Genomic DNA, 13,456 nt, shown 5'->3' with positions numbered 1-13,456 from the left:
GGCGATGCTCTCCTCCGTCTTCGTCGACCGCCCGCGGCTCGCCATCGTCATCGCCATCGTCACGGTGATCGCGGGCCTGCTCTCGCTCTTCGCGATCCCGGTGTCGCAATATCCCGACATCATCCCGCCGCAGGTGTCGGTGACCACCTTCTATCCCGGCGCCTCCGCCGAGGTGGTGGATTCCACCGTCGCCCAGCCCATCGAGGCGCAGGTGGTGGGCGTCGACAAGCTCATCTACATGAAGAGCGTGTCCGGCGATGACGGGTCCTACACCCTCACCGGCTCGTTCGAGCTGGGCACCGACCCGGACATCAACACCGTCAACATGAACAACCGGGTGCAGGTCGCGCTCTCCAAGCTGCCGGAGGACGTGAAGCGCCAGGGCGTGACGGTGAAGAAGAAGTCGTCCGCGCTGCTCGGCGTGCTGGCGATCTATTCGCCCAAGAAGACCTGGGACCCGCTCTACATCTCCAATTACGTCACCATCAACATCCTCGACGAATTGAAGAGCATTCCCGGCGTGGGCGATGCGGGCCTGTGGGGTCCGCAGGACTATGCCATGCGCGCCTGGGTGAAGACCGACCGCCTCACCGGCCTCGGCCTCACCGCGGAAGACGTGGTCAAGGCCATCAGCTCGCAGAACATCCAGGCTGCGGTGGGCCGCCTCGGCGCCCGCCCGGTGTCCGACGACCAGCAATTGCAGCTGAACCTGCGCACCAAAGGGCGGCTTTCCAGCGTCGCGGAGTTCGAGAACATCGTCCTGCGCACCAATGCGGACGGCTCGGTGCTGCGCCTCGGCGACGTGGCGCGCCTCGAAATGGGTGCCGCGAACCTCGACCGCGAGACCCTGTTCAATGGCGGCCCGTCGGCGGTGCTGGCGCTCTACCAGTCGCCCGGCGCCAACGCCATCACCACCATCAACGCCATCCGCGCCCGCATGGACGAGCTGGCGAAGGCCTTCCCCGAGGACCTCGCCTGGAAGGTCACTTACGACCCCACCGTGTTCGTCACCGACACCATGCACGAGGTGCAGAAGACGCTGATCGAGGCGTTCATCCTCGTGGTGCTGGTGGTCTATCTCTTCCTCGGCTCCTTCCGCGCCACCCTCATCCCCACGCTGGCGGTGCCGGTGAGCCTCATCGGCACCTTCATCGTGCTGAACGCCATCGGCTATTCCGCCAACACCGTGTCGCTGCTCGCCATCGTGCTTGCCATTGGCATCGTGGTGGATGACGCCATCGTGGTGGTGGAGAATGTCGAGCGCGTGATGGAGGAGCATCCCGAGCTCTCCCCCGCCGACGCCACCAAGAAGGCCATGGCGGAAATAACCGCCCCCATCATCGCCATCACCCTGGTTCTGCTCTCCGTGTTCGTGCCGGTGGCCTTCATCCCCGGCATCTCCGGCGAGTTGTTCCGCCAGTTCGCCATCACGGTGGCGGTGGCCATGTTCCTCTCGGCCATCAACGCGCTCACCCTCTCGCCGGCCCTTTGCGGCATCCTTTTGAAGCCCTCCCACGGGCCGAAGAAGGGGCCCATCGGCTACGTCATGCGCGGCATCGACAAGGTGCGCGACGCCTACGGCTCGGCGGTGGCGCGGCTGGTGCGCTTCTCGCTCATCGGCCTCGTCTGCGTGTTCGTCGCCTCGGGCGGCATCTTCGCCTTGTCGAAGCTCACCCCCACGGGCTTCCTGCCGGAGGACGACCAGGGCGCCTTCTTCGTCGTCGTGCAACTGCCCGGCGGCGCCTCGGTGGGCCGCACCACGGAGGTGATCCGCAAGGCCGAGGCGCTCCTGAAGGAAGAGCACACGGTGGAGGACTACACCTCCGTCATCGGCCTCAACTTCATTGACAACTATTCCCAGCCCAACGCCGCCTTCATCGTCGTCACCATGAAGCCGTTCGAGGAGCGCAAGGGCAAGGACGAGAGCGCCAACGCGGTGATCGCGCGCCTCGGCGAGAAGATGCGCATGATCCCCGGCGGCACGGTGGTGCCGCTCGGCCCGCCGCCCATCGTCGGCCTCGGCACCGGCGGCGGCTTCTCCTTCGTGCTGCAGGATCTCAGAGCCGGCGATCCCAAGGTGCTGGCGCAGGTGCTGCGCGGCCTCCTGATCGCCGCCAACCAGGACCCCGAGCTGACGCGGGTGTTCTCCACCTATTCCGCCACCAACCCCTCGCTCCAGCTCGACATCGACCGCGACAAGGCGCAGGTGCTGGGCGTGCCGCTCGACAGCGTGTTCACCGCGCTGCAGACCTCGCTGGGCGGCCTCTATGTGAACGACATGAACCTCTACGGCCGCACCTGGCAGGTGCAGGTGCAGGCGGAGGGCGAGGACCGCAAGGATGTGGAGGACATCTACCGCATCCATGTGCGCAACAACAAAGGCGAGATGATCCCGCTGCGCTCCATCGTGGAGGTGCGGGTGGAGGTCGGCCCGCCGGCGCTCATCCGCTACAACAACAAGCGCGCGGTGACGGTGCAGGGCAATCCGGCGCCCGGCGTCTCCTCCGGCCAGGCGCTGGCCGCCATGGATGCGGTTGCGGCCAAGACCCTGCCGCAGGGCTTCTCCGGCGCGTGGACCGACACCTCGTTCCAGGAGAAGAGGGCGGAGGGCAAGACCGGCATCATCCTCGCCTTCGCCGTGCTGTTCGCCTTCCTGTTCCTGGTGGCCCTCTATGAAAGCTGGTCCATCCCGGTGCCGGTGCTGCTCTCCGTCACGGTGGGCATGCTCGGCGCCTATGCGGCCATCGTCATCGGGCAGCTCACCCTCGACCTCTACGGCCAGATCGGCATGATCGTGCTCATCGGCCTCGCGGCGAAGAACGGCATCCTCATCGTCGAGTTCGCCAAGGAGCGGCGCGAGCATGGCGAGGACCTGCTCACCGCCGCCACCGAGGGCTCTCGCCTCAGGTTCCGTCCGGTGATGATGACGTCGCTGGCCTTCATCCTCGGCCTGTTCCCGCTGGTGGTCGCCACCGGCGCGGCGCAGATGGCGCGGCAGAATGTGGGTACGCCGGTGTTCGGCGGCATGATCGCCGCCTCCTTCCTCGGCATCTTCGTCATCCCGCCGCTTTACGTGCTGTTCCAGGGCATCCGCGAAAAGCTGCGCCCCGGCGCCCGGCCCAAGGTGGCGGCGCCGCCGGCACCGGAAGCCGGCAGCGGCCATTGAGACGCTGAAAGCCGGTCGCCCCTTCCGGGGCGGCCGCCTCAGATGCCCAGATACGCCTCGCGCACGCGCGGGTCGGCGATCAGCTCCGCCGCCGGGCCGACCATGGTGACCCGGCCGGTTTCCATCACATAGCCCCGGTCGGCCACGGACAGCGCCCCGAAGGCGTTCTGCTCCACCAGCAGCACGGTCACGTCCAGCGCCTTCAGCCCCTTCACCACCTCGAAGATCTGCGCCACGAGGATGGGCGCGAGGCCCATGGAGGGCTCGTCCAGCAACAGGCAGGCCGGCCGGCCCATGAGGGCGCGGGCGATGGCCAGCATCTGCTGCTGCCCGCCGGATAGGCCGCCGGCGAGCTGGTTGCGCTTCTCCTTCAGGATGGGGAACATGGCGAAGGCGTCCGCCATGTCGCGCTCCACCCGCTCGTCGGCGAAGACGAAGGCGCCGAGCCGCAGGTTTTCCTCCACGCTGAGATTGGTGAAGATCTGCCGCCCCTCCGGCGATTGCGCCAGCCCGCGCGCCACCCGGCGATAGGCGGGCACCTGGGTGAGCGCCTCGCCGCGGAAGGTGATGGTGCCGCCCGACACCGGCTGCACGCCGGAGAGGCAGCGCAGCAGCGTCGTCTTGCCCGCCCCGTTCGCCCCCACCACGGTGACGATCTCGCCGGAGCCGACGAACAGGTCCACCCCGTGCAGCACCTCGATGCGCCCGTAGCGCGAGCGCAGCCCCTCAACCGTGAGCATGGAGCGCCTCCGTCGTGCCGGCGCCGAGATAGGCCTCGATCACCTTCGGATCGCGGCTGACCAATGCGGGATCGCCCTCGGCGATCTTCTCGCCGTGGTCCAGCACCACGATGGTGTCGGACAGGCGCATCACCAGCTTCATGTCGTGTTCCACCAGCAGGATGGCGACACCGGTCTTGGCCACCTCGCAGATGAGGCGGTCGATCTCCTCCGTCTCCACCGCGTTGCAGCCCGCCGCCGGCTCATCGAGCAGCAGCACGCGGGGACGGGCGGCCAGCGCCCGGGCGATCTCCAGGCGCTTGAGCGCGCCATAGGAGAGGGCGCCGGCCTCGCGCTCGGCCGCCCGTTCCAGCCCCACCCGCTCCAGAAGGACGCGCGCGCCCTCCGCCGCCGCCCGTGCCCGCCGGCGCGAGCCCGGCAGGCCGAACAGGTCGGCGAGCACCGGGCCGCGCTCGTGCATGTGGAAGCCGACGATGACGTTCTCCAGAACGCTCATCTCGTGGAAGATCTGGAGGTTCTGAAAGGTGCGCGACATGCCCCGCACCGCCAGCAGGTCCGGACGCAGGCCGGTCACGTCCTCGCCGTCCAGGCGCACCCGGCCGGATTTCGGCAGGTAGACGCCGGAGATCATGTTGAACAGCGTGGTCTTGCCCGCCCCGTTGGGGCCGATGACCGAGACGATCTTGCCCGTCTCCAGCCCAAAGGACACGTCGTTGACCGCCGTGACTCCGCCGAAGGAGATGCCGAGGCCTTCCACTTGTAAAAGGCTCATTCCCCCCTCCCCCGCAGCAGGCGCCGGGCGCTGGGGATGAGCCCCGCCGGCAGGAAGATCATCACCAGCATCATCACGAGGCCGAGGACCACGTGCTCGTAATCCTGCAACACGGTGAGCACCTGCGGCAGCAGCGTGAGCAGCGCCGCGCCGAAGATGCCGCCCAGCACCGATCCCGCCCCGCCCAGCACCGCCATGGTGACCAGCTCGATGGAGTGCATGAAGCCCGCGACATCCGGCGTGATGAGCCGGTTCTGCAGGGCCAGCAGGGAGCCGGCGACGGAGGCGTAGACGGCGGAGATGACGAAGGCATTCAACTTCGCCTTCGCGACATCGATGCCCGCCGTGCGCGCCGCCACCTCCGAGCCATGCAGCGCCCGGAGCGCGCGGCCGGTGGGGCTTTCGCGCAGGTTCAAGGCGAGCCAGGCGCCGATGAACAGCACGAGGCCGCAGAAGGCGTACCAGAATTGCGGGTTGGTGAGTTCGATGCCCACCTGTTCCAGCAGCGCGCGCAGGCCGGGATCGGGCACCTTGATGCCGTCCGGCCCGCCGGTGAGCCAGCCTTCATTGGCGAGCACCATGGACACCAGCACGCCGAAGCCGAGCGTCGCCACCGCGAGGTAATAGCCCTTCAGCTTCAGGATGGGCCGACCCACCACATAGGCGATGGCGCCGGAGAGCGCCGCCCCCGCCACCACCGCCAGCGCGGGCGGCAGGCCGAAATGCGCCGGCAGCAGCGCGCAGGCATAGCCGCCGATGCCGAGGAAGCCCGCATGGCCGAGGCTGATCTGCCCCGCATAGCCGGTGAGGATGACGATGCCCACCACCGCGATGGAATTGACGAAGACCAGCGAGCCCACGCGGTAGTAATAGTTCGACGGGAAGAAGAAGGGACTGGCGATCATCAGCACCGCCAGCACCAGCAGGGTGGACTGCTTCGGGGAGAGCCGCATGGTCACACGCGCTCCACCGGATTGCTGCCATAGAGGCCGCGCGGGAAGGCGAACAGCACGGCGAGGATGACGAAGAAGGCCACCGCATCCTTGTAGTGGGAGGAGATATAGCCCGCCGTCAGCGCCTCCATGAGGCCGAGCAGCAGCCCGCCCGCCAGCGCGCCCTTGGGGTTGCCCATGCCGCCCAGCATGGCGGCGGCGAAGCCCTTCAGCGCCAGCGAGATGCCGATCTCGAAGCTGGTGGGCAGGATGGGGGTGATGAGCACGCCCGCCAGCGCGCCGATGGCGGCGGAGAGGGCGAAGGAGAGCGTCATCACGAAGCGCGTGTTGATGCCCACGAGCTGCGCCGCCAGCCGGTTGTTGGAGGTGGCGAGCACCGCGCGGCCGGTGAGCGTGCGGGTGAAGAACAGCCACAGCGCCACGAAGATGGCCACCGCCCCCGCCACCACCCACAGGCTCTGGGGCAGCACGGTGGCGCCCAGCACATGGATGGGGTCGTCGCCGGAGAAGGAGGGCAGCCGGTGGGTGCCCTTGTCCAGCACGATCTGGGTGACGCCCCGGATGAAGATGGAGGCGCCGATGGTGATGATGATGAGCGACACCACGGGCGCCCCGCGCGCCGGCTCGATGGCGAAGGTGTTCAGCGCCACGCCGATGGCCGCCGTGAGCGCGATGGCGATGAGCGCCGCGAGCGGCAAGGGCAGGCCGGCGGCGACGCCGGCCACGCTGATCATGCCACCCAGCATCACGAACTCGCCCTGGGCAAAGTTCACCACGTCGGAAGCGTTGTAGATGATGGTGAAGCCGAGGGCGACGAGGGCATAGACCGCGCCCACCGTGACCCCGGACACCAGGAATTGCAGCAGATCGGACATGTCGCTCGCTCCCCGCGGGCGGTTCGAGACGGCGCCGAGTGGAAACCGGCAGGCCGTCTCACGCTGTGTGGAAGGGGGTGCCGCGCCTTGCCGGCGGACGCCATGCGTCTCCCCGGCGGGCGGCTTGTCTTGGGTGGGGGCGTCCGCGGCCACCCCTGACGGCGGCCGCGGACCGATGGCGGAAGACCGGCGGACAGACGGGCCGGGTGGGCCCCTCTACTTCACCAGCTTCCAGCCGCCGTTGCTGATTTCCAGCATGCGGAAGGCGGAGAGATCGAGGCCGAGATGGTCGGTCTTCGAGTAATTGTAGGTGCCGGTGGTGCCGACGAGGCCCGTGGTGCCCTCGATGGCATCGCGGATGGCGGCGGGCTTGGCGGACGGCGCCTTGTTGAGCGCCTCGGTGAGGATGCGCATGGCGTCATGGGCATAGCCGCCGAAGGTGGAGACCGGCGCGCCGCCGGCCGCCTTCTCGAAGTTCGCCTTGTAGGCCAGCACCACGTTCTTCTGCGGGTCCTTGGGGTCGAGCAGCTCGCCCACGAGCAGCGCGGTGCCGGGCAGGCGCACGCCCTCGGCATTCTTGGCGCCGGACAGCTCGATGAAGGCGTTGGAGGCGACGCCGTGGGACTGGTAGAGCGGCAGGGTGATGCCCAGCTGCGCATAGTTGCGGGTGATGGTGGCCGGCCCCTGGCCGAAGCCGGTGTTGAGCACCGCCTGGATGCCGCTCTTGTTGCGGATATTGGTGAGCTGCGGGGTCATGTCCGCATCCTTCGGCCCGTAGGTCTCGTCGGCGACGATCTCGATGCCGGAGGTCTTGGCCACCGCGATGCACTGGGCGCGCATGGAGGCGCCGAAGCCGTCGGTGCCGGAGATGAGGCCGATCTTCGTCAGGCCACGGGCCTTCATGTCGTCGAAGATCTTCTGGCACGCCATGCGGTCGGTATGCGGGGTCTTGAAAGTGAAGGGCTTCACCGGATCGATGATCTCGATGGCGCCGGCCAGCGAGATGAAGGGCACCTTGCTCTCCTCGGCCACCGCGAGGATAGCGAGCGACGTGCCGGTGGTGGTGCCGCCGACCATGGCGACGACGCCGTCGTCTTCCACGAGGCGGGTGGCGAAGGTCTTGGCCTTGGAAGGGTCGCCGCCATCGTCATAGAGGACGAGCTTGGCCTTCTCGCCCTTGATGCCGCCCTTGGCGTTCAGCTCCTCCACCATCATGCGGATGGTCTTGGCCTCGGGATCGCCGAGGGAGGAGGCCGGCCCCGTCTCCGAGACCACGGCGCCGATCTTGATCTCGGCAAGGGCGGGGGTTGCGGCGGCGGTGGCGACGAGGGCCAGCGCGAAGGCGCCCGTGACAATCCTCTTCATGTGTCCTCCCCAGAATTGATGGGTGACGCCGCCGAGCCGTCGCCACCGCGGGCAGCCTGAGGAGACAAGCCTGCGGGAGAAAGCGAGGGGGCATCACGCTTCGATCTATTATCGTTAGATCGTTCGGTCTTTTTAATTCAGATCCGTTCGCATTGCCACCAGAATCTGCAGCACCTCAACGCAACGTCAGCCGGGCGGGATTTTTCCACACGTCTCAGGCGTATAGGCGCACCACTGCGGGACTTGGCGCGATCGCGCCGGGAAGATTTCGCGCCGGAAGGCCCCAGGGGCCTGCTTGACATGGCTCAAGGAACGCGAGAATACTTAGATCGATCGTTCGATGAATTATCCGACAATCCAACGCTGCAGATTCAACGCCACACCAGGGGTGGACCGCCATGCCACACGCCGCCGTGTCCGAGGCCGCACAGGCCCGCGACTATCGCGCGCTCATCGAGCCCGCGCGCATCAACAGCCGTCTTTATTATGATCCGGCCATCTTCCAGGAAGAGCTGGAGAAGATCTGGTACAAGACGTGGGTCTATGTGGGCCACACCAGCGAAATTCCCAACAAGAACGACTATGTCACCAAGTCCATCGGCCCCATGCCGGTGCTGATGGTGCGGGACCGGGAAGGCGAGGTCCGCCTCCTCCTCAACAAGTGCCCCCATCGCGGCAACCAGCTGTGCGCCTACCAGAAGGGCAACCGCACCAGCTTCACCTGCCCGTACCACTCCTGGACCTTCTCCAACACCGGCGACCTCATGGGCTATGCCCTGCCGGAGGGCTATGAAGGCCAGAGCAAGGCGGGGCTGAACCTCGGCAAGGTGCCGCGCATCGCCATCTATCGCGGCTTCGTCTTCGGCTCCATGGCGGCCGAGGGCATCTCGCTGGAAGAGCATCTCGGCGGCGCCAAGGCGGCCCTCGACCAGCTGCTCGACAACTCGCCCACCGGCGAGCTGGACCTGACCGCGGGCTTCCTCCAGCACCGCACCAAGGCCAACTGGAAGTTCATGCTGGAGAACGAGACGGACGGCTACCACCCCGGCTTCGTCCACGGCTCGGTGTTCCAGGTGACGAGCTCCGGCATCGGCAGCCTCTACGGCGCGGATTCAACCGCCCTCACCCGCGACTACGGCAACGGCCATACCGAGTTCGACCTGCGCCCCGAATGGCGCAAGCACGACAAGCCGCTCCAGTGGTTCGGCACCACGCCGGAGCGCCTGCCCGAATACGTGAAGAGCATGAACGCGGCCTATGGCGAGGAGCGGGCGCGCGAGATCATGATCGACGGCTCGCCCCACGTCATGATCTTCCCGAACCTCTTCATCGCCGAGATCCAGATCTTCGTGCTCCAGCCGGTGGCGGTGGACGAGACCATCCAGCATGTCACCGCCGTGCAGTTCAAGGGCGCGCCGGACATCAACCGCCGCCTGCGCCAGCAGACCATGGGCTCGGTGGGCCCCGCCGGCCTGCTGCTCGCCGACGACACCGAGATGTACGAGCGCAACCATCGCGGCGCGCAGATCCTTGATCCCGAATGGCTGGTGCTCTCCCGCGGCCTGCACCGCGAGCGCCTCGACGAGAACGGCTTCCGCATCGCCCATTCCACCGACGAGACGCCGCAGCGCGGCATCTGGCGCCACTATCTCAACCTGATGACGGAGGCCCGCTGATGACCGCCCTCGCCCATTCCTTCGCGGACGCCTCCGCCCCCGACCTCGCCAAGCTGGAGCCGGCGACACTCAACCATCAGGTGGCGCAGTTCCTCTATCTGGAGGCCCGCCTCGCCGACACCCACGATTATGACGGGTGGGAAGCGCTGTGGACCGACGACGCCATCTACTGGGTTCCGGCCAATGGCGACGACACCGACCCCGAGAAGCAGATGTCGGTGCTCTACGACAACCGCTCGCGCATCGGCGTGCGCATCCGCCAGCTCAAGACCGGCCGCCGCCACACCCAGACGCCGCGCTCGGAGCTGGCCCGCGTGATCTCCAACATCGAGATCGCCGAGGTGCGCGGCCCCGAGGTGGACGTGCGCGCCAACGTCCTCATCTACGAGGACAATCTGCGCGGCGACACGCTCTGGGCGGCGCGCAACACCTACCGCCTGCGCATGACCGACGCCGGCTTCCGGCTGGTGCGCAAGAAGATCTGCCTCGTGAACAACAACAAGCCCATCTACACGCTGTCGTTCCTGGTGTGAGGGCGGGCCCGGCACGTATCCGCGCGCCTGCGCCCGGCTCTTTTCCGCCGCCTCTCCCCTCCCCGTCATGGCCGGGCTTGTCCCGGCCATCCACGTGGTGAGGCCGGGAGCGCTTATCCGAACACCGCGCCAGCGGCCCGACGTGGATGCCCGGCACAAGGCCGGGCATGACGGCGGCTCAGGCAGCGCCCTCCCCTTTCAGCCCCCGAGGCTCCCATGACACACAGCACCACACACAGCACCCCCGCCCCCGAGAGCTGGATCGCCGAAGGCCCGGTCCTGCTCGATTATGCCGATGGTGTCGCCACCCTCACGCTCAACCGCCCCGGCTCGGCCAACGGCATGAACATCGAGCTGATGCAGGCACTCTACAAGGCCATCATGGTGGTGCACCGCTCCGCCCATGTGCGGGTGGTGCATCTGCGCGGCGCGGGCGCCAATTTCTGCGCCGGCGGCGACGTGCGCGAGTTCGCCTCCAAGGGCGAGGCGCTGGGCGATTTCCTGCGTGAGGTGACGGCCTATCTCCAGGTCGCCATCGGCGCCCTCATCCGCCTCAAAGCCATCGTCGTCACCGAGGTGCACGGCTATGCGGCGGGCGGCGGCGGGCTCGGCCTCGTCTGCGCCTCCGACATCGTGATTGCCGGCGCGGGCGCGAAATTCATGGCCGGCGCGACGCGCGTGGGCATGGCGCCGGATGCCGGCGCCTCGGTCATCCTGCCCCACCTCGTGGGCTTCCGCCGCGCGGCGGAAATCATGCTCTCCAACCGCGTGGTGAGTGCCGAGGAGGCGCAGTCCATCGGCCTCATCACCAAGTGCGTGCCGGACGACGCGCTGACCGAGGAAGCTGGCAAGGCCGCGCGCTTCTATGCCTCCGGCGCGCCGCTCGCCATGGCCGCCACCAAGCGCCTCCTGTGGAACGCGCTGGACGTGGAGCGCGCTTTGCCGGAGGAGGCGCGCACGGTCTCCGAACTCTCCTTCACCGCCGACTCCCGCGAAGGGCTCGCGGCGGTGATCGAGAAGCGCAAGCCCGTCTTCACCGGCCGATGACCGCGCCTGCAACGAAGCGCCGCGCGCTGGTGACCGGAGGTGGCGCCGGCATCGGCGCTGCCATCGTCCGCCAGCTCGGCGCGGACGGCATGGCCGTCACCTTCTGCGATCGCGACGCCACGACCGGCACCGCGCTCGCGGCGGAGACCGGGGGCACCTTCGTCCATATGGACGGCACGGACGCCGCGGCCGCGCAGGCGCTGTTCGCCACCCACGGCGGGTTCGACGTGCTGGTGAACAATATCGGCGCCGACCAGCACGCCTTCTTCACCGACACCACGGTGGACGACTGGCGGTTCCTGCTCTCGGTGAATCTGGAAACCGCCTTCCTCTTCACTCGCCTCGCTTTGCCCGCCATGCAGGCGGCCCGCTACGGGCGGCTGGTGAACGTGGCCTCGGAGGCGGGGCGGCTGGGCTCCAAGGGCGGCGCGGTCTATGCCGCCGCCAAGGCCGGGCTCATCGGCTTCACCCGCTCCATCGCTCGCGAAAATGCGCGCTACGGCATCACGGCCAACGCTGTGGCGCCCGGCCCCATCCGCACCCCCATGGTGGAGCGGGCGGTGGCCGAGGTGGGCGAGAAGATCCTCGCCGACATGGCCGCCCTCACCCTGCTGCGCCGCATCGGCGAGCCGGAGGAGGTGGCGGCGGCAGTGGCCTTCCTCGCCTCGCCGGGCGCCTCCTTCGTCACCGGCGAAGTGCTGGGCGTCTCCGGCGGCATGGGCTGCGGCGCCTGACCTTTCAAGCAAGACCAATACCCCACTGGAAGCCCCCGATGACCCGCATCGTCTTCGTCACGCCCGCCGCTGAGCGCATCGAGATCGATGCGGATGACGGGCTCTCCGTTATGGAATGCGCCCGCCGCGCCAATGTGCCCGGCATCGTTGCCGAGTGCGGCGGCGCCTGCTCCTGCGCCACCTGCCATGTGCATGTGGACCCCGCCTGGTCTTCAGCCGTGGGCGAGGCCACCGGCATGGAGCGCGACATGCTCGAATTCGCCGAGGACGTGCGCGACACCTCCCGCCTCTCCTGCCAGGTGAAGGTGGCGCCGGCGCTGGACGGCCTCGTCGTCCACCTGCCCGCCGGGCAGGGCTGAGGGCGATGCCGGGTCCGCTTTCGGGACTGCGCATCGTCGAGATGGTGGGCCTCGGCCCCGCCCCCTTCGCCGCCATGATGCTGGCGGATGCGGGGGCGGAGGTCATCCGCATCCACCAGAAGGGCGCGCGGGCGGACATCCCGCTCATGAACACGCACTTCGACGTGCTGGCGCGCGGCCGCCGCTCCCTCGCCCTCGACCTCAAGGCCGAGGCCGACCTCGGCGTGATGCGCGATCTCATCGCCCGCGCGGATGGCCTCATCGAGGGCTTCCGGCCCGGCGTCATGGAGCGCCTCGGCCTCGGGCCGGAGCCGTGCCTTGCTGCCCATCCGCGCCTCGTCTACGGCCGCATGACCGGCTGGGGGCAGGAAGGGCCGCTGAAGGACGCGGCCGGGCACGATCTCAATTATCTCGGCATGACCGGGGCGCTGGCCGCCATGGGCCCGGCCGATGCCCCGCCGCCCGTGCCGCTCAACCTCGTGGCCGATTTCGGCGGCGGCGGCATGCTGATGGCCTTCGGCATGGTGGCGGCGCTGCTGGCCGCGAAGACCACCGGGCAGGGACAGGTGGTGGATGCCGCCATGACCGACGGCGCCGCGCTGCTTTCCGCCATGTTCTGGGGCTTCCGCGCCGGCGGAATGTGGAGCGATGCGCGCGGGGCGAACCTGCTGGATGGCGGGGCCTATTTCTACGGCACCTATGCCTGCGCGGACGGGAAGTTCCTCGCCGTGGCGCCGGTGGAGGGCCGCTTCCACCGCATCCTTATCGACCGGCTGGGGCTGGACGCCGCCGACTTCACCCATGCCGCCGATCCCGCCGCCTGGAGGACGCTGCGGGCGCGTCTCGCCGCGCTGTTCCTCAGTGAGCCGCGCGACCACTGGGCGGATCTGTTCGCCGGTACGGACGCCTGCGTCACCCCCATCCTCGACTGGGACGAGGCCGCCGCCCATCCCCATGCGCAGGCGCGCGGGGCGTTCGTGCGCGTGGACGGCGTGACCCAGCCCGCCCCCGCCCCCCGCTTCTCCGCCACCCCCTCCGCGGTCGCCCACGGTCCCGCCAAGCCGGGCGCAGACGGTCGGGCGATCCTGGCCGACTGGGGCCTCGATCCAGCGCGGCTGGGGGGAGGCGTATTCGAGAGTTGAGCAGACCGCGCGCTCCACGCACCAGCCGTCATGCCCGGGCTTGTCCCGGGCATCCACGTCGGGCCGACCGCGCAACAGGGGTAGACCTGCTCCC

Annotated in this window: 12 protein-coding genes; 7 read left to right on the top strand and 5 right to left on the bottom strand. The window is 68.5% G+C overall.

All coding sequences use genetic code 11. From position 1 onward, the window contains the following. The first annotated feature begins 4 nt into the window (after nucleotides 1–4). Nucleotides 5–3,166 carry an efflux RND transporter permease subunit gene (locus D7006_RS04115; RefSeq protein ID WP_229644553.1) on the top strand — a complete coding sequence of 1,054 codons (3,162 nt, stop codon included), beginning with the start codon at nucleotides 5–7 and terminating at the stop codon, nucleotides 3,164–3,166. Between the two features lie 38 nt (nucleotides 3,167–3,204). Here the strand turns inward: D7006_RS04115 and D7006_RS04110 are convergent, their stop codons facing one another. The 5 genes from D7006_RS04110 to D7006_RS04090 all read right to left on the bottom strand — a co-directional run bounded on the left by D7006_RS04110 (nucleotide 3,205) and on the right by D7006_RS04090 (nucleotide 7,871). Beyond that, the gene (locus D7006_RS04110; protein ID WP_169124399.1) at nucleotides 3,205–3,906 is read right to left on the bottom strand and encodes an ABC transporter ATP-binding protein; all 702 of its coding nucleotides are present in this window, start codon (nucleotides 3,904–3,906) and stop codon (nucleotides 3,205–3,207) included. Beyond that, the gene (locus D7006_RS04105) at nucleotides 3,893–4,678 is read right to left on the bottom strand and encodes an ABC transporter ATP-binding protein (protein ID WP_237355656.1); all 786 of its coding nucleotides are present in this window, start codon (nucleotides 4,676–4,678) and stop codon (nucleotides 3,893–3,895) included. Before D7006_RS04105 ends, D7006_RS04110 begins: the two co-directional genes overlap by 14 nt. Further along, nucleotides 4,675–5,631 carry a branched-chain amino acid ABC transporter permease gene (locus D7006_RS04100; RefSeq protein ID WP_210257902.1) on the bottom strand — a complete coding sequence of 319 codons (957 nt, stop codon included), beginning with the start codon at nucleotides 5,629–5,631 and terminating at the stop codon, nucleotides 4,675–4,677. The genes D7006_RS04105 and D7006_RS04100 overlap by 4 nt, the downstream gene beginning before the upstream one ends. A 2-nt stretch (nucleotides 5,632–5,633) precedes the next feature. Continuing rightward, nucleotides 5,634–6,506, bottom strand: coding sequence for a branched-chain amino acid ABC transporter permease (locus D7006_RS04095; RefSeq protein ID WP_029557220.1), 873 nt, complete (start codon nucleotides 6,504–6,506; stop codon nucleotides 5,634–5,636). Nucleotides 6,507–6,722: 216 nt separating this feature from the next. Continuing rightward, entirely contained in the window at nucleotides 6,723–7,871 is a 1,149-nt protein-coding gene (locus D7006_RS04090) for an ABC transporter substrate-binding protein (protein ID WP_237355655.1), read from the bottom strand. A gap of 398 nt (nucleotides 7,872–8,269) precedes the next feature. Here D7006_RS04090 and D7006_RS04085 point away from each other — a divergent pair, with 398 nt between their 5' ends. The 6 genes from D7006_RS04085 to D7006_RS04060 all read left to right on the top strand — a co-directional run bounded on the left by D7006_RS04085 (nucleotide 8,270) and on the right by D7006_RS04060 (nucleotide 13,362). Beyond that, nucleotides 8,270–9,547, top strand: a complete 1,278-nt coding sequence (locus tag D7006_RS04085) for a Rieske 2Fe-2S domain-containing protein (protein ID WP_169124395.1) — start codon at nucleotides 8,270–8,272, stop codon at nucleotides 9,545–9,547. Continuing rightward, on the top strand, nucleotides 9,547–10,080 hold the full coding sequence (locus tag D7006_RS04080) for an aromatic-ring-hydroxylating dioxygenase subunit beta (protein ID WP_237355654.1): 534 nt from the start codon (nucleotides 9,547–9,549) through the stop codon (nucleotides 10,078–10,080). Before D7006_RS04085 ends, D7006_RS04080 begins: the two co-directional genes overlap by 1 nt. 216 nt (nucleotides 10,081–10,296) lie before the next feature. Then, nucleotides 10,297–11,127, top strand: a complete 831-nt coding sequence (locus tag D7006_RS04075) for an enoyl-CoA hydratase/isomerase family protein (RefSeq protein ID WP_237355653.1) — start codon at nucleotides 10,297–10,299, stop codon at nucleotides 11,125–11,127. Next, entirely contained in the window at nucleotides 11,124–11,861 is a 738-nt protein-coding gene (locus D7006_RS04070) for an SDR family NAD(P)-dependent oxidoreductase (RefSeq protein WP_237355652.1), read from the top strand. Before D7006_RS04075 ends, D7006_RS04070 begins: the two co-directional genes overlap by 4 nt. A 38-nt stretch (nucleotides 11,862–11,899) precedes the next feature. Then, nucleotides 11,900–12,220 carry a 2Fe-2S iron-sulfur cluster-binding protein gene (locus tag D7006_RS04065; protein ID WP_237355651.1) on the top strand — a complete coding sequence of 107 codons (321 nt, stop codon included), beginning with the start codon at nucleotides 11,900–11,902 and terminating at the stop codon, nucleotides 12,218–12,220. Nucleotides 12,221–12,225: 5 nt separating this feature from the next. Then, nucleotides 12,226–13,362, top strand: a complete 1,137-nt coding sequence (locus D7006_RS04060; protein WP_237355650.1) for a CaiB/BaiF CoA-transferase family protein — start codon at nucleotides 12,226–12,228, stop codon at nucleotides 13,360–13,362. The last annotated feature ends 94 nt before the right edge of the window (nucleotides 13,363–13,456 follow it).

It is taken from the genome of Xanthobacter sp. YC-JY1 (assembly GCF_021730305.1).
In the GTDB taxonomy this organism is placed as follows: domain Bacteria; phylum Pseudomonadota; class Alphaproteobacteria; order Rhizobiales; family Xanthobacteraceae; genus Xanthobacter; species Xanthobacter flavus.
The sequence above is the reverse complement of the archived record's forward strand: the minus strand, read 5'-3'. Positions and strand labels throughout refer to the sequence as shown.